Origin of the sequence: Streptomyces sp. NPDC002181, assembly GCF_042890485.1 — a bacterium.
Classification (GTDB): Bacteria; Actinomycetota; Actinomycetes; order Streptomycetales; family Streptomycetaceae; genus Streptomyces.
In genome coordinates, this window is sequence record NZ_JBIASC010000003.1 from 192,874 (window position 1) to 215,677 (window position 22,804).

At 72.9% G+C, this 22,804-nt stretch carries 21 protein-coding genes and 1 pseudogene; 9 read left to right on the forward strand and 13 right to left on the reverse strand.

The features are described from left to right. Positions 1-40 precede the first annotated feature (40 nt). Positions 41-949 carry an alpha/beta hydrolase fold domain-containing protein gene (locus tag ACFYXV_RS10250; RefSeq protein WP_389382576.1) on the reverse strand — a complete coding sequence of 303 codons (909 nt, stop codon included), beginning with the start codon at positions 947-949 and terminating at the stop codon, positions 41-43. 215 nt (positions 950-1,164) lie between these two features. On the opposite strand from ACFYXV_RS10250, the gene tdh reads away from it, so the two are divergent. The 3 genes from tdh (at position 1,165) to ACFYXV_RS10265 (ending at position 4,534) form a co-directional block, all read left to right on the forward strand. Next, on the forward strand, positions 1,165-2,193 hold the full coding sequence (tdh, locus tag ACFYXV_RS10255; protein ID WP_385470945.1) for an L-threonine 3-dehydrogenase: 1,029 nt from the start codon (positions 1,165-1,167) through the stop codon (positions 2,191-2,193). A 134-nt stretch (positions 2,194-2,327) separates the two neighbouring features. After that, complete coding sequence (locus ACFYXV_RS10260) at positions 2,328-3,536, forward strand: glycine C-acetyltransferase (RefSeq protein WP_383338976.1); 1,209 nt, start codon at positions 2,328-2,330, stop codon at positions 3,534-3,536. 83 nt (positions 3,537-3,619) lie between these two features. Beyond that, a complete protein-coding gene (locus ACFYXV_RS10265) occupies positions 3,620-4,534 on the forward strand; it encodes a LysR substrate-binding domain-containing protein (RefSeq protein ID WP_385470941.1) in 915 nt (304 codons plus the stop codon). A gap of 68 nt (positions 4,535-4,602) precedes the next feature. On the opposite strand, the gene ACFYXV_RS10270 is transcribed toward ACFYXV_RS10265, so the two are convergent. After that, positions 4,603-5,382: a DeoR/GlpR family DNA-binding transcription regulator gene (locus ACFYXV_RS10270; protein WP_389382577.1), complete on the reverse strand. Its 780-nt coding sequence runs from the start codon at positions 5,380-5,382 to the stop codon at positions 4,603-4,605. A 149-nt stretch (positions 5,383-5,531) separates the two neighbouring features. Between ACFYXV_RS10270 and ACFYXV_RS10275 the strand changes: the two genes are divergently transcribed. Together ACFYXV_RS10275 and ACFYXV_RS10280 are read left to right on the forward strand one after the other, a co-directional pair. Next, positions 5,532-6,434 carry an SIS domain-containing protein gene (locus tag ACFYXV_RS10275; RefSeq protein WP_389382578.1) on the forward strand — a complete coding sequence of 301 codons (903 nt, stop codon included), beginning with the start codon at positions 5,532-5,534 and terminating at the stop codon, positions 6,432-6,434. Next, a complete protein-coding gene (locus ACFYXV_RS10280) occupies positions 6,431-7,267 on the forward strand; it encodes a ketose-bisphosphate aldolase (protein ID WP_389382579.1) in 837 nt (278 codons plus the stop codon). Before ACFYXV_RS10275 ends, ACFYXV_RS10280 begins: the two co-directional genes overlap by 4 nt. Before the next feature lie 12 nt (positions 7,268-7,279). Here ACFYXV_RS10280 and ACFYXV_RS10285 read toward each other — a convergent pair whose 3' ends face one another. Continuing rightward, positions 7,280-8,065 carry a hypothetical protein gene (locus ACFYXV_RS10285; RefSeq protein WP_389382580.1) on the reverse strand — a complete coding sequence of 262 codons (786 nt, stop codon included), beginning with the start codon at positions 8,063-8,065 and terminating at the stop codon, positions 7,280-7,282. A 182-nt stretch (positions 8,066-8,247) separates the two neighbouring features. Between ACFYXV_RS10285 and ACFYXV_RS10290 the strand changes: the two genes are divergently transcribed. Next, positions 8,248-9,438, forward strand: a complete 1,191-nt coding sequence (locus tag ACFYXV_RS10290; RefSeq protein WP_385464726.1) for an acyl-CoA dehydrogenase family protein — start codon at positions 8,248-8,250, stop codon at positions 9,436-9,438. Between the two features lie 117 nt (positions 9,439-9,555). Continuing rightward, positions 9,556-10,320, forward strand: a complete 765-nt coding sequence (locus ACFYXV_RS10295) for a maleylpyruvate isomerase family mycothiol-dependent enzyme (RefSeq protein WP_389382581.1) — start codon at positions 9,556-9,558, stop codon at positions 10,318-10,320. Between the two features lie 87 nt (positions 10,321-10,407). Here ACFYXV_RS10295 and ACFYXV_RS10300 read toward each other — a convergent pair whose 3' ends face one another. Further along, on the reverse strand, positions 10,408-11,319 hold the full coding sequence (locus tag ACFYXV_RS10300; RefSeq protein WP_389382582.1) for an ADP-ribosylglycohydrolase family protein: 912 nt from the start codon (positions 11,317-11,319) through the stop codon (positions 10,408-10,410). 148 nt (positions 11,320-11,467) lie between these two features. Continuing rightward, on the reverse strand, positions 11,468-12,646 hold the full coding sequence (locus ACFYXV_RS10305; protein ID WP_385464716.1) for an agmatine/peptidylarginine deiminase: 1,179 nt from the start codon (positions 12,644-12,646) through the stop codon (positions 11,468-11,470). Between the two features lie 175 nt (positions 12,647-12,821). Here ACFYXV_RS10305 and ACFYXV_RS10310 point away from each other — a divergent pair, with 175 nt between their 5' ends. After that, on the forward strand, positions 12,822-13,481 hold the full coding sequence (locus tag ACFYXV_RS10310) for a TetR/AcrR family transcriptional regulator (protein ID WP_389382584.1): 660 nt from the start codon (positions 12,822-12,824) through the stop codon (positions 13,479-13,481). Between the two features lie 13 nt (positions 13,482-13,494). Here the strand turns inward: ACFYXV_RS10310 and ACFYXV_RS10315 are convergent, their stop codons facing one another. The 6 genes from ACFYXV_RS10315 to ACFYXV_RS10340 are packed head-to-tail and all read right to left on the reverse strand — an operon-like array spanning position 13,495 to position 19,901. Further along, a complete protein-coding gene (locus tag ACFYXV_RS10315; protein WP_385464711.1) occupies positions 13,495-14,304 on the reverse strand; it encodes an ABC transporter ATP-binding protein in 810 nt (269 codons plus the stop codon). Further along, the gene (locus tag ACFYXV_RS10320) at positions 14,301-15,353 is read right to left on the reverse strand and encodes an ABC transporter ATP-binding protein (protein ID WP_389382585.1); all 1,053 of its coding nucleotides are present in this window, start codon (positions 15,351-15,353) and stop codon (positions 14,301-14,303) included. Before ACFYXV_RS10320 ends, ACFYXV_RS10315 begins: the two co-directional genes overlap by 4 nt. After that, positions 15,350-16,207 (reverse strand): ABC transporter permease, encoded by an 858-nt coding sequence (locus ACFYXV_RS10325; RefSeq protein WP_385464704.1) that lies wholly within the window; start codon positions 16,205-16,207, stop codon positions 15,350-15,352. The genes ACFYXV_RS10320 and ACFYXV_RS10325 overlap by 4 nt, the downstream gene beginning before the upstream one ends. Continuing rightward, positions 16,204-17,163, reverse strand: a complete 960-nt coding sequence (locus ACFYXV_RS10330; protein ID WP_385464702.1) for an ABC transporter permease — start codon at positions 17,161-17,163, stop codon at positions 16,204-16,206. Before ACFYXV_RS10330 ends, ACFYXV_RS10325 begins: the two co-directional genes overlap by 4 nt. Next, positions 17,160-18,851 carry an ABC transporter substrate-binding protein gene (locus ACFYXV_RS10335; protein ID WP_389382586.1) on the reverse strand — a complete coding sequence of 564 codons (1,692 nt, stop codon included), beginning with the start codon at positions 18,849-18,851 and terminating at the stop codon, positions 17,160-17,162. Before ACFYXV_RS10335 ends, ACFYXV_RS10330 begins: the two co-directional genes overlap by 4 nt. Before the next feature lie 27 nt (positions 18,852-18,878). After that, positions 18,879-19,901: an agmatine/peptidylarginine deiminase gene (locus tag ACFYXV_RS10340; RefSeq protein WP_385464696.1), complete on the reverse strand. Its 1,023-nt coding sequence runs from the start codon at positions 19,899-19,901 to the stop codon at positions 18,879-18,881. A gap of 276 nt (positions 19,902-20,177) precedes the next feature. Between ACFYXV_RS10340 and ACFYXV_RS10345 the strand changes: the two genes are divergently transcribed. After that, positions 20,178-20,750: a TetR/AcrR family transcriptional regulator gene (locus ACFYXV_RS10345; RefSeq protein ID WP_383338942.1), complete on the forward strand. Its 573-nt coding sequence runs from the start codon at positions 20,178-20,180 to the stop codon at positions 20,748-20,750. A 214-nt stretch (positions 20,751-20,964) separates the two neighbouring features. Here ACFYXV_RS10345 and ACFYXV_RS10350 read toward each other — a convergent pair. Both ACFYXV_RS10350 and ACFYXV_RS10355 read right to left on the reverse strand, forming a co-directional pair. Continuing rightward, a pseudogene (locus tag ACFYXV_RS10350) lies at positions 20,965-21,338 on the reverse strand (urease subunit alpha); the annotation flags it as partial. Positions 21,339-21,606: 268 nt separating this feature from the next. Beyond that, positions 21,607-22,773: an agmatine/peptidylarginine deiminase gene (locus tag ACFYXV_RS10355; protein WP_389382588.1), complete on the reverse strand. Its 1,167-nt coding sequence runs from the start codon at positions 22,771-22,773 to the stop codon at positions 21,607-21,609. Positions 22,774-22,804: the final 31 nt, after the last annotated feature.

The window sequence follows — 22,804 nt, forward strand, 5'->3', positions numbered from 1 at the left end:
CACGGTATGACGACCCCCACCCCGGCGCTGCGGCCCGGCGTCACTCCTCGGCGGCGGACCTGATCAGCTCGACGATCCGGTCCCGGGCAGCCCGCCCCTCGGGCACCGGCAGCAGCGGGTACCCGTGCGGCAGCCCCGGCTCCTCGTGGAACTCCACCTCGACCCCGTCCGCCCGGGCCCGGCGCAGCAGCTCCCGGCTGTCGGTGGTCAGCACGTCCCGGGTGCCGGTGAACACCGTCATCGGCGCCAGTGCCGCGAACGAGCCGTGCAGGGGGCTCACCCGCGGGTCGTCGGTGGCCAGGGTGCCCGCGTACAGCCGGCCCGCCTCCAACAGCCCCGACCGGGCCTGGAGCGGGTCGGCCGCCTCGATCGCCGCCTGGTCGGGGTGGCTCATCGTCAGGTCCAGCCAGGGCGATATCAGTACGATCCGCGAGGGCTGGGCCCCGGTACGGTCGCGCAGGCGCTGGGCGGCGGCCAGCGCCAGCCCCGCGCCCGCGGCGTCCCCGATGAGCACCGTGCCGCCCGCTCCGCCGCTCGCGATCAGCCCGCTGAGCAGGTCCGCGGCCACCGGGACCGTCCGGTCGGCGGTTCCGCGCGGGGCCAGGATGTACGCCGGTACGACGACGCGGGCCCGCGCCTCCGTGACCAGGGTCCGGATCATCGACCAGTGCGGCCGGACCAACTCGTTGATGTACCCGCCGCCGTGCACGTACAGCACCTGGGTCGCGGGCTCGATCCCGCGCGGCGAGGCGTCGTACACCGGCCAGGCACCGACGAAGGTGCGCGAGACGTCGGCGACGCGGCCCAGCGAACGCGGCGGCAGGTGCGAGGCCGGCCGGCGGGCCGTCTCCGCCACCCGTGCGCGCACCGCCTCCGCCGTCGCGAACCGTCTTCGCCGCCCCGCCGCGATCAGCGCGACCGACAACGCTCTGCTGCGCAGACTCGGCACGCCCCTCACCTCCCCATTCCCTGCCCCGGCCGCGGGCCCCTGCCCAGGCCACAGCCCTTCACGTGAGGAGCATAGGCGTGAAGCTGGGCTGTCGACCCGCTTAAGAAATCCTCGATGGACTGATCACCTCCGCGCTCGGCAGATTGGTGCCTGTCGATACGTCGCACCCGCATCCGTGGTTGCAACGTCCCCTCCGCATGCCTGGAGCCACTTCCATGAAGGCACTCGTCAAGCACAAGGCCGAGCCCGGGCTGTGGCTCATGGACGTCCCCGAGCCCGAGTACGGCCCCGGCGACGTGCTGATCAAGGTGCTGCGCACCGGCATCTGCGGCACCGACCTGCACATCCGCTCCTGGGACGGCTGGGCGCAGGGCGCCGTCAAGACCCCTCTGGTGCTCGGCCACGAGTTCGTGGGCGAAGTCGCCGCGGTCGGCGCTGACGTACGGGACATCGAGCTCGGCGCGCTGGTCAGCGGCGAGGGCCACCTGGTGTGCGGCAGGTGCCGCAACTGCCTGGCCGGCCGCCGCCACCTGTGCCGCAGCACGGTCGGCCTCGGGGTCGGGCGCGACGGCGCGTTCGCCGAGTACGTGGTCCTGCCCGCGCAGAACGTGTGGGTGCACCGGACCGCCGTGGACCTGGACGTCGCGGCCATATTCGACCCGTTCGGCAACGCCGTGCACACGGCGCTGTCGTTCCCGCTGGTCGGCGAGGACGTACTGATCACCGGCGCGGGCCCGATCGGCATCATGGCGGCGGCCGTGGCCAAGCACGCCGGCGCGCGCAACGTGGTCATCACCGACGTCAGCCCCGAACGCCTGGAGATCGCCCGCAAGGCCGGCGCCACGCTCGCGCTCGACGTCTCGAAGGCGACGATCGCCGACGCGCAGGCGCGGCTGGGTCTGCGCGAGGGCTTCGACATCGGCCTGGAGATGTCCGGCCGCGCCGAGGCCATGCGCGACATGATCGACAACATGACGCACGGCGGGCGGATCGCCATGCTGGGCCTGCCGGCGCAGGAGTTCCCGGTGGACTGGGCGAAGGTCGTCACCTCGATGATCACGATCAAGGGCATTTACGGCCGCGAGATGTTCGAGACCTGGTACGCGATGACGGTGCTGCTGGAGGGCGGGCTCGACCTCAGCCCGGTCATCACCGGCCGCTACTCGCACCGTGACTTCGAGGCCGCGTTCGACGAGGCGGCCACCGCCCGCAGCGGCAAGATCATCCTGGACTGGACGGCGTAGGGGCTTCCGCCCTGCGCCTGCCTCCCACCGAACCATCTCCCTCCGGCCGGGCCCCGCCCACCCTCCCCCCTCCGCGGGGCCCGGCCCCCTTCGTCCGCCGCACGACTCCGCCGCACAAGGAGAAGCCGAAGCCCATGTTCGAGTCCGTACGCGAAGACCTCCGCACCACCCTCGACGAGATCCGCGCCGCGGGCCTGCACAAGCCCGAGCGCGTCATCGGCACCCCGCAGAACGCGGCCGTGGCGGTCACCGCCGGCGGCGCCCCCGGTGAGGTCCTCAACTTCTGCGCCAACAACTACCTGGGCCTGGCCGACCACCCCGAGGTCGTCGCCGCGGCCAAGGACGCGCTCGACCGCTGGGGCTACGGCATGGCCTCGGTCCGCTTCATCTGCGGTACGCAGGAGGTGCACAAGGAGCTGGAGGCGCGCCTGTCCTCGTTCCTCGGCCAGGAGGACACGATCCTCTACTCCTCCTGCTTCGACGCCAACGGCGGCGTCTTCGAGACCCTGCTCGGCGCCGAGGACGCGGTGATCTCCGACGCCCTCAACCACGCGTCGATCATCGACGGCATCCGCCTTTCCAAGGCCCGCCGCTTCCGGTACGCCAACCGCGACATGGCCGAGCTCGAAGCCCGCCTGAAGGAGGCCACCGAGGGCGGCGCGCGGCGCAAGCTGATCGTCACCGACGGCGTCTTCTCCATGGACGGCTACGTCGCCCCGCTCGCCGAGATCTGCGACCTGGCCGAGCGCCACGACGCCATGGTCATGGTCGACGACTCGCACGCGGTGGGCTTCGTCGGCCCCGGCGGCCGCGGCACCCCGGAGCTGCACGGGGTCATGGACCGCGTCGACATCATCACCGGAACCCTCGGCAAGGCCCTCGGCGGCGCCTCCGGCGGCTACGTCGCGGCCCGCGCCGAGATCGTCGAGCTGCTGCGCCAGCGCTCGCGCCCGTACCTCTTCTCGAACTCCCTCGCCCCGGTCATCGCCGCCGCCTCCCTCAAGGTCCTGGACCTGCTGGAGTCGGCGGGCGACCTGCGCGAGCGGCTCGCCGCCAACACCGCGCTCTTCCGCACGAAGATGACCGAGGCCGGCTTCGAGATCCTCCCCGGCGACCACGCCATCGCCCCGGTGATGATCGGTGACGCGGCGGAGGCGGCGAAGATGGCGGAGCTGCTGCTGGAGCGCGGCGTCTACGTGATCGGCTTCTCCTACCCGGTGGTCCCCATGGGCGCGGCCCGCATCCGGGTCCAGCTCTCGGCGGCCCACTCGACGGCGGACGTGGAGCGCGCGGTGGCCGCCTTCGCCGACGCCCGCGAGGCCCTGGCGGCGACCCGGGCCTGAGGGCCGCTCCGGCCCGGCGGGCCCGTGCCGCCCGGTGGCCCCGGGCGGCCGGGGCCACTCGCTCCACCTGCGAGAATGGTGGGGTGATCGACCCCCGCCGGCTGCGCATCCTGCGGGCCGTGGCGGACCACCGTACGGTGACCGCCGCGGCCGCAGCCCTGTACCTCACCCCCTCCGCCGTCTCCCAGCAGCTCGCGGCGCTGGAACAGGAGACCGGGCACGCCCTGCTGACCCGCAGCGGCCGCGGCGTACGCCTGACGGCGGCCGGCGAGATCCTGCTCGTCCACGCCCACGAGGTCCTCGCCCAGCTGGAGCGCGCCGAGGCCGAGCTCGCGGCCTACGCGGGAGGCTCGGCGGGCGAGGTGACGGTGGCCGCCTTCGCGACCGGCATCGCCGAGGTCCTCGCCCCCGCGATCGCCCGGCTGGCCCGCGAACACCCGGGCATCCGCCTGCGCGTACGGGACGCCGAAGGCGACCAGAGCCTGCCGCTGCTGCTCGACGGCGAGGCCGACCTCGCGCTGGCCGTCGAATACCGCGGCGCCCCGGGCGCCGACGACGGCCGCCTGTCGGTGCTCCCGCTGTACGCGGAGCCCTTCGACGCGGTGCTCCCCTCCGGACACCCCCTCGCGGACCTGCCCGAGGTCCCGCTCGCGGACCTCTCCGACGCTGACTGGGTGGGGCAGTACCCCGGGAACCCGTGCCATGACGTGACCCTGCTCGCCTGCGAACTGGCGGGCTTCCAGCCCCGGTTCGTGCACTCCTCGGACGATTTCCGCGCCGTGACGGCCCTCGTGGGCGCCGGGGCGGGGGTGGCCCTCGTCCCGCGGTCGGCGCTGCGCGGCATGGACCTCAAGGAGGTCCAGGTCCGGCCGGTATCGGGCGCGACCCCCACGCGGAGGGTCTTCGCTGCCACCCGCCGCGGGGCTGAGTCCCACCCCCTGATCGCACCGATCCTGGCGGCCCTGTCGCGGGAGGCGGGACGCCTTCCGGCGCACTGAGGGCCGCGTCCGCGGCCGGGGCCCGGCCCGGTGCGGCCGGGCAGGGCGGGGGTGCACCGGGCCGGCCGTCAGACCCTCCGTACGTCGACCCCCGCCGCCTCGAACTCGGCCGCGACCGGGTCCGGCAGGGCCGTGTCCGTGACCAGGACGTCCACCGACCGCGTCGGGCAGATGCGGGCGAAGGCGCGGACCGCGAGTTTGCTGGAGTCGGCCGCGATCACCACCCTGCGGGCCCGTTCGCACAGCAGGCGGTTCATCGCCGCCTCGTCCTCGTGGCGGGTCGCCGCGCCGTCCGCCGGGTCGAAGGCGTCCACGCCGACGACCGCCGTGTCCATCGTCAGCTGGCCCAGCACCTGCTGCGCCAGCGGGCCCGTCAGTTCGTACGACTGGGGGCGGGCGACCCCACCCGTCAGGACGATCTTGAACTGCGGTCTGATGACGAGCTCGCCCGCGATGTTGAGCGCGTTGGTCACCACCGTCAGCGCCGGGGAGCCCGCCGCCAGGTCCGGGCGGCCGGCCAGCGCCCGGGCCACCTCCGTGGTCGTCGTGCCGCCCGTCAGGCCGATCACCTCGCCCGGGGCGATCAGCTGCGCCACCGCCTCGCTGATCCGGTGCTTCTCGGCGGCGCGCCGCGAGGTGCGGTAGCGCAGGGGGAGTTCGTAGCTGACGCCGTGCACCACCGCTCCGCCGCGCGTGCGGACCAGCAGCTGCTGCTCGGCCAGCTGGTCGAGGTCGCGGCGGACGGTCGCGGCGGACACGCCGAGGGCCTCCGCCGTCGGCTCCACCTCCAGCTCGCCCCGCTCCACCAGCAGATCCAGCAGCGTCTGCCAGCGCTCCTTGCGGGTCATGGACCCCACGTCATCGACCCCCTCGGGTGTGCTCCAACGGCCTACGCGTCGACAGTAACCCAGGAGATCAACCCCTCCGGGTGCTTGAAGTTGCGTGAAAGGGGCCGCTACCTTGCAGGAAACTGCACCCACCACGCCAGGGAGCCGGCATGAGCCACGTCGCGTACGAGTTGGGCACGCAGCCCGAGTGCTGGGAACGGGCCGCCGAACTGGCCCCGGCCCACAAGGCGTTCCTGCCGCAGCCGGGGGAGCGTACCGCGATCGTCGGGTGCGGGACCTCGTACTACATGGCCCAGGCGGCCGCCGCCCTGCGCGAGGAGATGGGCCAGGGCGAGACCGACGCCTTCCCCGCCTCCGAATTCCCCCTGCACCGCCGCTACGACCGGGTCGTCGCGCTCACCCGCTCCGGCACCACCACCGAGGTGCTCGACCTGCTGTCCGGGCTGCGCGACACGGGGGTGCGCACGACGGCCGTCATCGGGGACCCGGCGACCCCGGTGATGACCCTCGCCGACGAGCTCGTCGTACTCGACTTCGCCGACGAGCAGTCCGTCGTGCAGACGCGCTTCGCGACCACCGCCCTGACCCTGCTGCGCGCCCACTTCGGCCTGCACACCCCCTCCGTCGTCGCCGACGCCCGGACCGCGCTCACCGAGCCGCTGCCCGAACAGTCGGCGAGCCGGAACCAGTTCACCTTCCTGGGCCGGGGGTGGAGCGTGGGCCTCGCGCACGAGGCCGCCCTGAAGATGCGCGAGGCCTCCCTGTCCTGGTCCGAGTCGTATCCGGCGATGGAGTACCGGCACGGGCCCATCAGCGTCACCGGGCCCGGCACCCTCACCTGGTCGCTGGGCGAGGCGCCCGCGGGGCTCGCGGAGCAGGTGCGGGCCACCGGAGGCCAGTGGGTGGGCGGGCGGCTCGACCCGCTCGCCGAGCTCGTACGGGTCCAACGGCTGGCCGTCGCGGTGGCGGCCCACCAGGACCTCGATCCGGACCAGCCGCGGAACCTGACCCGCTCGGTGATCCTGACCGCCGGCGAGGAGGCGGTCCGATGAGCCTGGTCTCCGCGGGAACGCTCGTGCTGGAAGCGGCCGCAGCGGGCCGCGCCGTCGCCGCGTTCAACATCATCACGCTGGAGCACGCCGAGGCCGTCGTGGCCGGGGCGGAGCGGGTGGGCCTGCCCGTCATCCTCCAGCTCAGCGAGAACGCCGTGAAGTTCCGCGGCGGGCAGCTGCTGCCCATCTCGCGCGCCGCCGCCGCGTGCGCGCAGGCCGCCGGGATCCCGGTCGGCCTGCACCTGGACCACGTCAAGAGCCCCGACCTGCTCCGGCAGGCGGTGGACGCCGGGTTCGGCTCGGTGATGTACGACGCCGCGCAGCTCCCGTACGCGGAGAACCTGGAGGCCACCCGCTCGGCGGCCGACTGGGCGCACGCCAACGGGCTGTGGATCGAGGCGGAGCTCGGCGAGGTGGGCGGGAAGAACGGGGCCGCACCGCTGGACCCGCATGCCCCCGGGGCCCGTACGGATCCGGACGAGGCCCGGCGGTTCGTGGCCGACTCGGGGGTCGACGCCCTGGCCGTGGCGGTCGGCAGCAGCCACGCGATGACCAGTCGCACCGCCGAGCTGGACCACGCGCTGCTGGCGAGGCTGGCCAAGACCGTGGACGTGCCGCTGGTGCTGCACGGCTCCTCGGGGCTGCCGGACGCGGAGCTCGCGGCGGCGGTGGCGGGCGGCATCCGGAAGGTCAACATCGGCACGGCGCTGAACGTGGCCATGACGGAGGCGATCCGTACCCACCTGACCCCGGCCGACCCCCGCCCCTACCTGACGGCGGCCCGCACGGCGATGGCGGCGACGGCCGCGGCGATGATCACCGCGCTGAACTGACGGCGGGAGGGGTCAGCGGGGGCTGAGCCGGGCCCGGTGGCACGTGAGGGCGTGCCAGCGGGCCCGGTCCGGTGTCGCGCCGCGCTCCAGGGTGCGGCGCGCCTCGACCGCGGTGACGTGGCGGTCGGTGGACAGGCACAGGAGGACGAACAGGCCGGTGCGCGCGGGCTCGACGGTCTCCTCGTAGTACCACTCGGCCGTGACGGTCCGCCGGTCGGCCAGGAAGGGGCGCTGGAGGAAGTCCTGTACGTCGAGGGGGAAGTGGCCGAGCACCCCCTGTGCGTCCGGCGGGTCCAGGACCAGCCGCTCCACGGGTGCGCCGGGCCGGCCGGAGGCGGCCGTACCGGCGCCGCCCGCCTTCGGCGGCAGGCCGTCGAAGGAACGGCTGACCAGTGATCCGGGCTCCACCCGGGCCCGTTCGCCCCGGTGCTCCGCCGCCCTGCCGTCCCGGTACACCGGCTCGACGCGGCACAGCCCCCGTTCTCCCAGCACCAGCGCGAACGGGGTGCGGTCGGCGTAGAGCCGGGCCCACCACACGAGGGTCCGGCCCGCCTTCCCGAGCGTCTTGGCGCGTACCTCCTGCGGCAGCATCTCCCACGCCGCGTCGCGCAGGGGGAACTCGGGGTCGACGGGCAGCGCGCCCGGCTCGTGGATCTGCGTCACGCCCCCGGGGTCCTCGTCCCGCCCGGCGGGCAGGCGGTGCCCGGGCATCCGGTCGCGTGGTGCGGGGAGTTGCTCCCGACGCCCCGGCATCCGGTCCCGCCCGCCGAACTCCCGCTCCCAGGCCGTTGCGTCCACGTATCCCCCCGGATCCCCGAACTCGCCCACGTCGAGAGCCCATTGTGGGTCACGGGCCGCCGCCGCGCCGCCGATCGGCGCAAACGGAGGCCCGCGGGTCCTTCCCCCTTCTTGTAACACGTTCTACTCTGTGCGCCGCCACCACAGCGACCGGCTGGACCCGCGAGACACCCGGAGGGGCCGTGCACCTCGAATACACGCCTGAGCAGCAGCAGTTGCGCACCGAGCTGCGCGCCTACTTCGCCGAGCTGGTGCCGGAGGACGTCTACGCCCGCTACGAGGACCCCGCCGCACAGAAGCGCTTCTACCGGGAGACCATCCGCAAGCTGGGCTCGGACGGCTGGCTCGGGGTCGGCTGGCCGAAGGAGTACGGCGGCCGCGGGATGTCGCCCATGGACCAGTTCATCTTCTTCGACGAGGCCGCGCAGGCCGTCGTACCGCTGCCGCTGATGGCGCTCAACACCGTCGGGCCGACCATCATGCAGTTCGGCACGGACGAGCAGAAGGCGTACTTCCTCCCGCGCATCCTCTCGGGCGAGATCGACTTCGCCATCGGCTACAGCGAGCCGGACGCCGGCACCGACCTCGCCGCCCTCAAGTGCAAGGCCGTCCGCGAGGGCGACGAGGAGACCGGCACGTACGTGGTCAACGGCCAGAAGATCTGGACCACGAACGGGGACACCGCCGACTGGGTCTGGCTGGCCGTGCGCACCGACCCGGACGCCCCCGCGCACAAGGGCATCACCATGCTCCTCGTACCGACCGCCGACCCCGGCTACTCCTGCACCCTGATCAACACCCTCGCCTCGCACGACACCACCGCCAGCTACTACGAGGACATCCGCGTCCCGGCGAGCCGCCGCGTCGGGCAGGAGAACAAGGGCTGGCGCCTGATCACCAACCAGCTCAACCACGAGCGCGTCACCCTCGCCGCGCACGGCACCATGGCCATCCGGGCCCTGCACGACGTCCAGCGCTGGGCCGCGGAGACCAAGCTGGCCGACGGCCGCCGGGTCATCGACCTCACCTGGGTCCGCGGCCGGCTGGCCCGCACCCACGCCCGCCTCGACGCGATGAAGCTGCTCAACTGGCAGATGGTCAACGCGGTGCAGGACGGCACCCTCACCCCGCAGGACGCCTCCGCCGTCAAGGTCTACGGCTCCGAGGCCCGCCGCGACGCGTACGCCTGGCTGATGGAGATCGTCGGAGCGGCCGGCTCCCTCAAGGACGGCTCGGCGGGCGCGGTCCTGCACGGCGAACTCGAACGCGGCTACCGCAGCGCCGTCATCTTCACCTTCGGCGGAGGCAACAACGAGATCCAGCGCGAGATCATCTCCTGGATCGGCCTGGGCATGCCCCGGGTCCGCCGCTGAGCTCCCCTGTGACCAGGCCGGCGACGGCTGCATCAGCACCCGACGCCTCAAGTGGTCAATCTGCCGGTGGGTCTTAATCGGGTGCGGGGGTCCCGGTCGGGGTGGTACAAGGTCCGCGTGACTGATCATCTCTACTTCCCCACCCTGCTGCGGATGATTGACGAGCGTTCCGCCGCGTTCCGCGCCGCCGTCGCCGCGGCCCCCAGCCTCGACGCCGACGTCCCGTCCTGCCCGGGCTGGACGCTGTACGACCTGGCGAACCACCTCAGTGAGGGGGACCGCTTCTGGGCCCACATCGCGCTGAACACCGCGCCGGGCGACGAGCGGCCGAGCAAGGACGGGCTGGCGGCGCCCAGGGAGCGCGAGGAGCTCATAACCTGGCTGGCCGACTCGACGGAGCAGCTGCTCACTGCTCTGCGCGAGGCCGGCCCGGACCGGGGCTGCTGGGCCTGGTGGGAGCCGCTGGCCTCGCCGCACACGGTGGCCGCCGTGGCCCGCCGCCGCGTCCCGGAATCGCTGATCCACACCTACGACGCCCAGCTGGCCTCCGGTACCCCGCAGGAGCTGCCGACGACCGAGGCGGCCGACGCCATCGAGGAGTTCCTCGCCACCGTCTGCACCGGCACGGTCCCGTGGCCGGGCGAGGCCGCCACCATGGACTACCACGCAGCCGAGGCCGGCTCCTGGCGCCAGACGGTGGACGCCGCCGGATCCCGCTTCACCCGCCTCACCGCGGCAGAGGCCGCCGAGAGCAAGCCCACCGCCGCCGTCTACGGCACGGCGAGCGAGATGGCCCTGCTCATGTACATGCGCATCCCGGCCGGCTCGCTGCGGATCGAGGGCGACGCCGACCTGCTCCGGCAGCTGCAGGACTGGGGCTGAGGCCGACCGGCAGACGGATCACACTTGAGGGATGCCCAAGTGTGGCGGCACCCCTTGTGACCTGCGCTGTACCCAAGTGCATCCTCGCTACGCGGGGAGGACCGGGGGCAGCGGTTCGAGGGCCGCGTGCCAGGCGGGCGGGAGCGCGGCGGTGCCGGTGCGGGCGGCGATGACCCCGCCCGCCACGGCGCAGGTGGTGTCGATGTCGCCGCGGCCGGCGACGGTGGACCACAGGCCCTCGTGCAGGTCGTCGAGGTGCCCCGCCGCGCACCACAGGGCGTACGGAACGGTGTCGGGCCCGGACATCCGGTACCCGGAGCCCAGTACCTCCGCGGCGTGCCGGACCGAGGTGTGCTCCGGCATGCGGGCCGCGATGCGCACCCCGGACCGTACGTCGCTCTCGGGGAGCCGATCGGCGACGGCCAGGAGGAAGTCGGGCCGCGACGGGGCGGGTCCGCCGCGGCCGCGGGTGGCCAGGGCCGCGGCCACGGCGACCGCGACGGCCGCGGTGACGGCCTCCGGGTGGTGGTGCGAGACCCGGCTCTGCGCGGCCGCCCGCTCGGCCACCGCGTCGAGGTCCTCGGCGAGCCAGGCGCCGAGCGGGGCGACGCGCATGGCCGCGCCGTTGCCCCAGGAGCCCTGGCCGCCGAACTGTCCGGCGACCACCTCCCGCCAGGGCTCTCCGGCGCCGATGCGGCGCAGGACGTCGTGCATCGAGGCTCCGTAGCCTCGGTGCGTGTCGGCGGCGTAGGCCGCGGCGAGGCGCAGGGCGAGGCGGTCCTGGTCGACGGCCCCGCCGCCCTCGGCGAGTTCCCGTACGAGGACGAGCGCCTGAGCGGTGTCGTCGCTCCACGGCCAGAGCGGCTCGGGAGGCGGGATCCGCGCGTCCAGGGCCCCGGGGCCCTCGCGGCGCAGGATTCCGAACCAGCGGTCGCCGAAGGCGTCACCGAAGGCGAGTCCGTGGAGCGAGTCCAGCGCGGCGGAGGGCGGGTTGTCCATCGGGCCAGTATCACCGGGCCGGCCCGCCGCCCGCACCGCGGTTTCGCCGGTGGCCTCGGCGCCCGGATCATCCGAAAGCCGTCCGAGGTGCGCCCCGGCGAGGGAGGTCTTCACCGGGGCACACGCGTCCGCCGTGCGGTGGGGGCGGTTACGGGACGGGCTGTTGCTGGGTGACGCAGTGGATGCCGCCGCCGCCCGCGCCGAGGCTGTCGATGTTGAGCTGTTCGACCGTGCGGCCCGGGAAGAGGCGCTGGAGGGTGGACTTGGCGCCCGCGTCGGCGCGGGAGTCGCCGAACTGGGGCGCGATGACCGCCCCGTTGCACACGTAGTAGTTGGCGTACGCGGCCACGAAGTCGGGGTTCGTGGAACGGATCCGGCCGTAGTCGGGGCCCTGGAGCTTGGTGACCGCGATCGGGCCCCCGGGGGCCGTGGTGGAGGTGGACAGGATCTGGTACTGCTGGCGCGCGTCGTTCGACCAGGCGTCGGTGTCGCTCGCCAGCGGCATCTGGACCAGCCCCTGGCCGGGAGCCAGGAAGCGGGAGGTCGCGTCGACGTGGTCGTCGGTGATGTCCCGGCCGAGCACCCCCTTGAACCAGATCACCTTGGAGGCACCGAAGGCGGCGCACATCGCCGCCTCGATCTGTGACTGCGTCAGATTGGGGTTGCGGTCCGGGTTGATGATGCTGCTGCGCGTGGCCATGAGGGTGCCCGCCCCGTCCGTCTCCACCGCGCCGCCCTCGCCCACGAAGGCGGCGGTGGTGAACGGGACCCCGACGTAGGCCGCGATCCGCGAGGCGACCAGGGCGTCCTTGGCGTGGGTCTGCTGATTGCCCCAGCCGTTGAAGTTGAGGCCGACCGTGTCGAGTCCGCCCGCGCCGTTCGTACGGAACACCGGCCCGCTGTCACGCATCCAGCAGTCGTCGACGGGGATCGATCCGATCACGGTGACGGCCGATCCGCAGGCGCTCTTCGCCTGCGAGACGCTCGCCGGGTTGGCGCACATGACGACCGGCTCGTATTTGGCGACGGTCTTCGCGATGAGCGCGATGTTGGCCTGGACTCCCGCCAGTTGCCTTCCCCAGACGGCCGAGCTGTCGGGCCAGGCCATCCAGGTGCGGGTGTGCCGGACGGTGTCGAGCGGGACGGCGAAGCCGCCGGCGGCAGCCGCGCGCGCCGAGGGACGGGTGGCGGCGAAGGCCTCGCCGCCCGCCGCCGCCAGCGCGGCGCCGGCGGCCGCGAGACCTGCCGCCGTCAGGAAGCCCCGCCGGTCCAGGGCCCGTCGCGGTGCTCCGCCGGACGGGCCCTGGGGTGCAACGTGATCGTTCATCACTGTTCTCCGATCAGCCAGGGGTGGATCGCTCCACCGATTGGCCCGGAACGTATTACTGGCCGAGCGCTCGGTCAATAATTTTGGTCGCATCAACTCAGTTGTATTCAAAGCGAGTTGTGCCTTCTTGATCGTTCTTGCGGCGGCGCGGACACGCGCTCGTTAGAGTGACGCCGTGGCAGCAGAACTGGCAGCACGAGCCGAGGACGGGCGGCCGCCCGCACCGTCCCGCACCACCCGCACCGCCCGTACGTCCGCGAAGGGCGAGCAGACGCGCGCGCGGCTGATCGCCGCCGCCCGCACCCTGCTCGCCGGCGAGGGTTTCGCCCGCTTCAGCACCCGCAACGTCGCCGCGCTCTGCGGGATCTCGCACGGGATGTGCCACTACCACTTCCAGGACCGCACCGCCCTGATCGTGGCCGTGGTCGAGGACATCGGCCCCGAGTGGATCGGACCGATGGAAACCGCGGTCGACCGGCCCGGCTCCTTCGCCGAGCGCGCCGAGCGCGTGATCGCACTCCTCACCCAGCCCGAGGGCCCGGACCTCTCACGCCTGCACTCCGCCCTCCACTGGTTCGCGTTGAACGACGACCGGGTCCGGGTCGCGGTCGACGGGGATTACCGGCGCTGGCGGGAGTGCTTCGTACGGCTGTTCCAGGTGCTGGCGGACGAGCACGCCGGGGCCTTCGACCCCGTACCGCCGGGTACGGCGCTGGCCGCCGCCGCCGACGGGCTCGCCGCCCTCCAGTCCCTGGACTCCGGAGTGGACCCCGAGGCGACCGTGCGCATCCTCGTCGAGGGCCTCGCCGAGGCCGCCGTACGCCGCCGCCCCTGAACCGCGCCCCCGCTCACAGGGCCCGGCGCGCCGCCGCGATGCCCTGCGGATCCCAGCCGGGCCGGGGGACGGACTCCAGCAGCAGCCGGGTGTACGGATGTTCCGGCGCGGCCAGGACCTGCGCGGTCGGGCCCGCCTCGACGATCCGGCCGTGCCGCATGACGACGACGTCGTCGGTGACGCAGCGCACGACCCCGAGGTCGTGGGTGATGAACAGGTAGCCGATGCCGGTCTGTTCGCGGATGTCGGCGAGCAGGTTCAGGATCTGCGCCTGTACGGAAACGTCCAGCGCGGCCACCGCCTCGTCGAGCACCAGGACGGAGGGCTCCACCGCCAGCGCCCGGGCGATCGCGACGCGCTGGCGCTGCCCGCCCGACAACTGCCGCGGCAGGGCGTCCGCCTCCCGGGCACCCAGGCCCACCTGGTCGAGCAACTCGGCGATGCGCCGGGCGTGATCGGCGTCGGGGAAGTGCAGCCGCAGCGTCTCGCGCAGCGCCCCGCCCACGCTCGTACGCGGGTCCAGGGAGAGGAACGGGTCCTGGAAGACCATCTGCACCTGCCGCGCCCGCGCGAGGCGCCCGGCCTTGCCGCGTGCGCCTCCCCGCCCGTGATCGCCCCGGTCCCGGCCGTGGACGAGGACCCGGCCGCCGTCCGCGTGTTCCAGACCCACCACGATGCGGGCGGTGGTCGTCTTCCCCGAGCCCGATTCCCCGACGATGCCGAGCGAGCCGCCTTCGGCCAGCCGGAACGAGACGTCGTCCACCGCCCGGACGGGCCCGTAGGCCCGGCGCAGGCCGACGGCTTCCAACACGGTCTTCCTCATCGGTGGCTCTCCTTGCCTGCGGGGGACCGGCCGGGAAGGCCCTGCCCGCCCAGTGCCTCGCCGCGAACCCGGTCGGTGTGGTGGCAGGAGGCGAGGTGGCCCGGCACGCCGCCCGCCGGCGGCAGCAGGGCCGGCGCCTCCCGGCGGCACAGGTCGGTCGCGTACGGACACCGCGCCGCGAACGGGCACCCCGCCACCTCCTCGCGCAGGCTCGGCGGCCTGCCCTCGATCGCGGCGAGCCGGCCCCGCGGCGCGTCCAGGCGCGGGGTCGAATCGAGCAGCGCGGCCGTGTACGGGTGGCGCGGCCGCGCGAAGAGCTCCTCGGCGGGGCCCGTTTCGGCGATCCGGCCCGCGTACATGACGTACACCCGGTCGCTGATGGCCGCGGCGAGCCCGAGATCGTGGGTGACGAAGAGCAGACCGGTGCCGAAGCTCTCGCGCAGCTCGCCGAGGAGCGCCACCACCTCCGCCTGCGTCGTGACGTCGAGCGCCGTGGTGGGTTCGTCGGCGAGGATCAGCGCAGGGTCGCCCATCAGCGCCGCCGCGATCATGACCCGTTGCAGCATGCCGCCGGACAGCTGGCCCGGGTACTTCCGCAGCGCGGCGGCCGACAGGCCGACCGCCTCCAGCATCCGCACCGCCCGCGCCCGCGCCGCCTCCTTCTTCATCCGGGCGTTCAGGCGCAGGCTCTCGGTGAGGAAGTCGCCGACGCGGCGCATGGGGTTGATGGCGGCCCGCGGATCCTGGAAGATCATGGCCGCCGTGCTCGTACGCAGGATCCGCAGCTGACCGGCGCTCATGCCGAGCACGTCGTCGCCCACGACCCGTACGGACCCTTCGGCCTCGGCACCCGCCGGCAGCAGCCCGAGCACGCTGCGGGAGGTGAGGGTCTTGCCGGAGCCGGATTCGCCGACCAGGGCCACCGTCTCGCGCGCGGCGACGGTGAGGTCGACGCCGTCGAGGACGGGCCTGGCACTGTCCGGGAGCCGCAGGCGCAGCCCCCGGATGTCGAGGGTGGCCGGCGTGTCCGGGGAATCGGAAAGGTTCAACGGTCCCTCCTGGCGACCTTGTCGGCCTGGCGCTCACCGACGACGTTGAAGGCGACCACGGTCAGGATGATGGCCGCGCACGGCACGATCGCCGAGAGCGGGTAGCCGGACTGGATGGCGGTCTTGCCGTCGAAGACCATGCGGCCCCAGTCGGGCGTCAGGGCGGGTACGCCCAGGCCGAGGAAGGAGAGGCCGGCCAGGTCGATCAGGGCGTAGCCGAAGTTGATCGTGGACTGGGCGAGGACGACGGGGGCGACCCCTGGGACGACGTGGCGCAGGCAGATCTGGAGCCCGGAGTGCCCCTGTACCCGGTAGGCCTCCACGTACGGGCGCTCGCGCTCGGCGAGGACCAGGGAGCGGGTGAGCCGGCTGACGTACGGGAGGTACGCGATCGCCAGCGCGATCACTGGAGCCATCAGCCCCTCCCCGTAGACCGAGACGATCAGGATCGCCAGCAGCATGCCGGGGAAGGCGAAGACGAGCTCGGTGCTGCGGGACAGGACGGAGTCCAGCCAGCCGCCCCGCCAGGCGGCGGCCGTCCCGATGGCCACGCCCGCCAGGGTGGAGAAGACGACCACCCCGAGCGGTCCGAGCAGTGAGGTACGGGCGCCCAGCACCAGCCGGGACAGCGTGTCCCGCCCGGAGGCGTCGACCCCGAGGAGGTGCTCGGCGGACGGCCCGGCCAGGGCGTTGCCCAGGTCGACGGTGTTCGGATCGTACGGGGCGATCCAGGGGGCGAGCAGGGCGACGAGGACGACCAGGGCGACGAAGCCCAGGGAGATCACGGACAGGGGGGCGCGGGTGCTGCGGATCCGGGCGAGGCCCGGCCGGCGCAGCAGGGCGGCGGCGCTCATGCGGCCCGCTTCCGGGGGCCGAGGGCGACCCGGGGGTCGACCAGCGGATGGAGGAGGTCGACGAAGAGGTTCACGGTCATGAACAGGGCGACCATGATGAGGGAGATGGCCTGCACCGTGGGGAAGTCCTTGGTGGTGGTGGACAGTTCGAGCAGTTGGCCGATGCCGCCCACGCTGAAGGCGGACTCGACCAGGACGGTGGTGACCAGCAGCGTGGAGACGATCAGCCCGCTGGTGGTGAGCACGGTGCCCAGGGCGTTGCGGAACACGTGCCGCCGGACCACCAGGTGCTCGGCGACCCCGCGGCTGCGGGCCACGGTGACGTGCTCCTGGCCGAGGACTTCGAGCATCGCGGCCCGGGTGACGCGGGCGAGCATCCCGATCAGGTAGAGCGCCAGCGCGACGGCGGGCAGCGTCAGGTGCCACAGCATCGGGCCGAGCCCCTCGCCCGTGCCACCGGTCGGGAACCAGTGCAGTTTCACCGCGAACAGGCCCTGGAGCAGGACCGCGGCCACGAACGACGGGGTGCCGATCGCGAAGGTCGTCGTGACGAGGATCGCGGAATCGGCGCCGCCGCCGCGGACCGCGCCGATCCAGCCCAGCAGCAGACCGGCGGCCAGGACCAGCACGAGCGCCATCGCGATCAGCAGCAGCGTGCTGGGAAGGCGGTCCGCCAGCAGCCGGGAGACATCGGTGCGGTACGTGATCGAGCGCCCGAACTCGCCCCGCACCACCTGGCCGAGCCAGCGCAGGTACTGGACCGCGAACGGCTCGTCCAGATGGTACTGGGCGTTGATCGCCCGCAGGGCCTCCGGGGAGGCCGACCGCCCGGCGAGCAGGAAGCTCGCCGGATTGCCGGGCGCCAGGTACACGGCTCCGAAGATGACGAACGAGGCGCCGAACAGGGTGGCAGCCATCTCGGCCAGCCGCCGCAGGGCGAATCTCAGGAAACTCATCGCGCGGCCGCCCCGACGTCGGCCGCCCACGGCTGGTAGAGGTACGAGATGGTGGTGGGGGCGCCGGTGATCCGCTTGTTCAGGAAGACCGCCGTGGGCCATTCGGCCACGGGGATCCACAGGACCTCGTCGGCGGCCTTCTTCTGCAGCTGGGCGGCCGTCGCCATCCGCCGGGCCGGGTCGTACTCCGCCCGGGCCTTGGTGACGAGCTCGTCGTACGCCGGGTCGCTGTAGCCGGCGTAGTTCTGGAACGCCCCGGTCTGGAAGTTGCTCAGCAGGTCCATCGGGTCGGTGATGGAGTCGTAGTACGTCTCGGGGAACATGTCCAGGCCCTCGCGCGCCTGGGGGTCGGTGAACAGGGCGGTGAAGGCATTGGGGGCGATGGTCTTCAGCCGGACGTCGAGCCCGATGCTGCTGCCCGCCGCCTGGACCGCGGTGGCCAGCAGCGATACGTCCTGGCCGATCGCGCTGGTGGCGATGGTCACCGTCTTGCCGGTGGCGCCCGCCTCCTTGATCAGCGCCTTGGCCTGCTCGATGTTCTGCTCGGGTGACGGCAGTCCGTCGAAGGCGGCCTTGCGGACGTCCTCGGGGGCGCCGGCCCAGACGGCCTTGGTGGTCAGGGAGTTGGTGACGGTGCCCGCACCGGCCAGGCCCGCCTTCACGAACCCGCGGCGGTCCAGGGCCATCGACAGCGCCCGGCGCACGCGCACGTCGCCGAGCGCGCCCTTCATGCTGGTGACGTTGACGTTGACCGTGCTGAGTCCCTCGCCGAAGTAGAGGGTGCCCACTCCGCTCTTGGCCAGCCGGTCGTAGCTCTCCGTCGGGATCAGGTACCCGCCGTCGGCCTCGCCGTTGAGCATGGCGTTGGTACGGGCGGACGGGTCGGTCAGGAACGTGAAGACCGCCTTCGCCGACTTCGCCCTGGTGCCCCAGTAGCCGTCGAAGCGCTGCAGCTCGATCGACTGGCCCTTGTTCCAGGTGCCCAGCTTGAAGGGGCCGGTGCAGTCCAGGCTGCCCGAGGTGCCGTAGTCCTTGCCCGCCTTCTCGACGCCGGCCTTGGAGGCGACGACTCCGGCGGCGGTCGCCATGTACTGGGGGAACTGCGAATCGGGCTGCTTCAGCTTGACCGTGACCTGGAGCGGACCCGTCTTGGTGATCGACTCCACGTTGGCGAAGTTGCTGTTCCAGGCCGACCCGCCCTCGGGGTCGGCCTGCCGGCCGAGGCTGAAGACCACGTCGTCGGCGGTCATCACGCCGCCGTCGTGGAACTTCACGTCCGCGCGCAGGTCGTAGACCCAGGTGTTCGGGTCGGGGTTGGCGGCCTTCTCGGCCAGGCCCGGAGCCACGGTGAGCTGCGGGGTCCACCGCATCAGGGACTCGCAGACGTTGGAGACGATGGTGTTCTGCGGGAAGTCGAAGGCCGAGACGTAGTCGAGCGTGGGCGGCTCGGCGTACAGGGCCCAGGTGAAGGAGTCCAGCTCGCCGGCGGCGGCCGGGGTGCCCGCGGAGAGCTTGAACGCGGTGCTCCCGGAGGCCGGTCCGCCCTTCGGCGGGCCGGAGCAGGCGGCGACCAGCGAGACGGCGGCGAGGGCGGTGAGGGCGGCGGCGGTGCGGGCGGTGCGGGCGGTGCGGGAGGCGGCGGCGCGGGCGGCGGCCCCGGGGGCGGACCGGGGAAGGGATCTGGGCATCGGTGCTCTCTCTTCCTTGCTCGGCGCTCAGCGGGCGGCGTCGACGGGCCCGGGGGACGGCACCTGCTGGGTGATGCAGTGCACGCCTCCCCCTCCGTACGCGATCACGCGGGAGCGGACGCCGACGACCTTGCGGCCGGGCAGCGCGGCCGCGATGACGGCGAGCGCCCCCTCGTCCTCGGGGACCCCCGCGACGGGTACGACGACCCCGCCGTTCGCGATGTAGAAGTTCAGGTAGCCCACCTCGGTCTCCCGGCCGGCCACCTCGACGAAGGCGCTCTGCGGCAGGTCGACGATCTCCAGACGTCGCCCGGCGGCGTCGGTGGCCTCCTCCAGGACGGCGCGGTTGACCCGCATCCGCTCGTGGTCGGGGTGCTCCGGGTCGTCCGGCAGCTGTACGACCACCTTGCCGGGGGCGACGAACGCGCAGACCCCGTCCACGTGCCCGTCGGTCTCGGTGTCCAGCAGACCCCCGTACGGCAGCCAGATCACCTTCGTGACACCGAGGCGGGCGATCAGCTCGGCCTCGATCTCCTCCCTGCTCATCCCCGGGTTGCGGTTGGGGTGCAGCAGGCACTGCTCGGTGGTGATCAGCGTGCCCTCGCCGTCGACGGTGATCGCCCCGCCTTCGAGGATCATCGGCGAGGCGATGCGCTCCACGCCCAGGTGCTCCAGCAGGGCGCCCGCTATCTTGTCGTCGGTGTCGTACGGGTGGTGCTTGCCGCCCCAGGCGTTGAAGCGGAAGTCCACGCCCGCGCGCCGTCCGTCGGGCCCGAGTACGAAGATCGGCCCGGAGTCCCGGAACCAGGAGTCGTCCAGCGGCAGTTCCACGACCGTGACGCCCTCCCCGCACCGTTCGCGGGCCTCGGCCCCGGCTCCCGGCAGGGCCACCATGGTGACCGGCTCGAACTGCGCGATCGCCTGGGCGACCTGCGCGTACTCCCACTTCACCTCGTCGAAGACCTCACCCCACAGCTCCTGCCGGGTGGGCCAGGCCATCAGGCAGCCCTCGTGGGCGGTCCACTCTGCCGGCATGCGCAATTCCGTCATGGTCACTCCTGTGTGTGAAGGCGGTGGGGAGGGAGGCGTGTGCCCCGCATCCTCCTCCGTACTGAAAATTCAGTCAATGGTTCTGGCCAACTGGTTGAAGAATCGGCCAGGCGTGCGCCCCGTGAGGGGTTCCTGACTGCCGCGGCAGGCCGACGATGAGCCGGGAGTAGCTCTTTGACCTGTAGTGACGACAGAAGTGCAAGATCGGAACCGCACCTGATGATTCGATCAGGAAACGGCTCCCGGTGACCGGTTCGGCGGGTAGAGTGACACCTCGTGTCAGACCGTCGAACGGAAATACTCAGGGCCGCCACGCGAGTGATCGCGCGCCGCGGCGTGCGCGGACTGCGGGTGGGAGAACTCGCCGCCGAAGCGGGGGTCTCCACCTCGCTGATCTACTACCACTTCACCGACCGCGCCGGGATCCTGCGCAGGACCCTGGAGTTCATCAGCGACCGCGCCGACCGCTACACCGCGGAGCGTGATCCCGGCCAGGACCGCGTCGATCCGCGGACCGAGCTGCGGCAGGTGCTGCTCCTCGAACTCCAGGACACGCCGGAGGTACGGGAGAACAGCACCGCGTGGGGAGAACTCAGGGCCAGCGCCGTCTTCGACGCCGACCTGCGCGAGGACGTGGCCCGGGCCACGCACACCTGGGTGCACGAGATCGCCGACCTGCTCGCGCACGCCCGGCCCATGGGCACGGCGCCCGCGCACGCCGCCGCGGCCGAACGTCTGACGGCCCTGCTGGAGGGTCTCAGCGTCCGCTGGCTCAGCGGCTCCCTGCCCCTGGAGCACGCCCGCCGGCTCCTCGGCGACGCCATCGAGGTGGAGCTCAACCAGCCCTGAGAAGGGTGGGGTTCGCGGGGGCATCTGATCGCCGTTCAGCACGGCGGCCTGCGCGACGAACGCGACGGAGAGGTCTCCGCGACGAACGCGACGGAGAGGCCTCGATCGAGCCGACTTCGTGCGCGAAGCCGTGCGCGATGGCCGGGTTGATCGTCAGCTCGGCCGGGTAGCGCAGGACGCGCTCGTTGTCGTCCCCGCCCGCCGCCGCGCCGCACGAGTCCCCGCCGTCGGCCAGGACTTCGACGAGCGGGGCCGGGCCGAGGAGGAACCGCGGGTGAGGAAGCCGATGTTGACCGGCCGGGCGTAGAAGGCGTTGAACGCGTGGTGCAGCGTCCAGGGGGAGTTGACGCCCAAGGCCCAGACGGGGCCGAACTCCCGGCCGATGACCGTGGTGACACCGGAGGCCGGCGAAGCCTCCGTGATCCGGGGTGACAACAGGTGGACGTGCGTGCCGACGGCCCCTGCGGTGGCGATCATGCCTGCGCCGGGGACGATGGCCGTCCCGGCGACCACCACCTCCACTGCGTCGAGGGTGCCGGGGTTCCGCCCCGCCCGCCCGATGGAGGCGATGCGGCCCTCGCGGGCGCCGGGGGCGTCCGGGCGACCGTCGACGAGCCCGGCGAAACCGATGGCGGCGCGCGCCCCGCCGATCGGCACCGTCGCCGTGCGGCGTGCGGGCAGCCGCAGCTTCGGTCCGGCCGGGTGGTTGCCCTCGCCGCCCCCGGGAAGGGCCGCACCGGGGGCGGCGAGGCCGAGTGGACCCCGCTGGCCGGCTCCGCCGCCGTGAAGGTCGGCGGCCGGTACCGCTCGGTCGGGGTCAGTCGCATACTGCCTCGTTCTTCCGTGCTCGGAGCTCTTACGGGAGCGGCTCGTGCATCGTGGAGCAGTGGATCCCGCCGCCGCCCGCCATCAGCCGGTCGACGTCGATCTGGACGATCTCCCGCCCCGGGTAGGCCTCCGCCAGCGCGCGCACGGCGGCCCCGTCCTTCGCCGCGTCCCCGAACTGGGCCGCGATGACGGCTCCGTTGACCACGTGGAAGTTGAGGTAGGAGTCCACGAACTGGGAGTCCTTGGAGCGGACCGTGTCGGGACCCTCCACCCGGATCACCCTCAGCCGCCGCCCCCGCGCGTCCGTGGCGCCGGAGAGGATCGAGAACTGCTCGCGGGCGTCCCGGGCCCACACGTCGTTCCGGTCGGCGGGCGGAACCTGCACCATCACCACACCCGGGCCCACGAAGCGCGAGGTCACGTCGATGTGGTCGTCGGTGATGTCCTTGCCCTTGATGCCGGGGACCCAGATCATCCTGTCCGCGCCGTACGCGCGCAGGACGGCGTCCTCGATCTCGGCCCTGCTCATGCCCGGGTTGCGGTTCTTGTTGACCAGGCTGCTCTCCGTGGCCATGACGGTGCCGTCGCCGTCGGTCTCGATCGCCCCGCCCTCGCCGACGAAGTCGGTCCGGGTGAAGGGCACGCGGAGGTCGTCCGCGACGAGCCGCGCGACGTCGGCGTCGTAGGCGTGCGTCTGCTTGTCGCCCCAGCCGTTGAAGTTGAGCCCGAGGGCATCGAGCCCGCCGCGGCCGTCACGGCGGAAGACCGGTGCGATGTCCCGCATCCAGAGGTCGTCCGTGGGGATGGAGTCGATCACGGTGACCCCCGGTCCGCACAGGGACCGGGCCTTGGCGGCGGTGTACGCGTCAGGGGCGCACAGGACCACCGGCTCGAAGCGGGCGACGGTCCGGGCGATCAGGGCGATGTCCTGCTGTACCCCGGCGAGGCGCCTGCCGCCCCAGATGGAGGACCGGGAAGGCCAGGACATCCACGTACGGGCGTGCGGTACGTCGTCCCGGTCCACCCAGCGGCTCGGCACGGCCGCGCCCGCCCGCTGCGGGGCCGCCGCCACGGAGCCCAGGGCCACGCCCGCGGCTCCGAGCCCCGCGACGCCGAGGACGCGCCTGCGGGAGGGCTGTGCGGAGCCGAACAGGCGGCTGAGGAGGGAGCGGCTGTCGTCGTGGGAGGTGCTCATGCCCCGACTCTGTCATTGACTGAAAATTCAG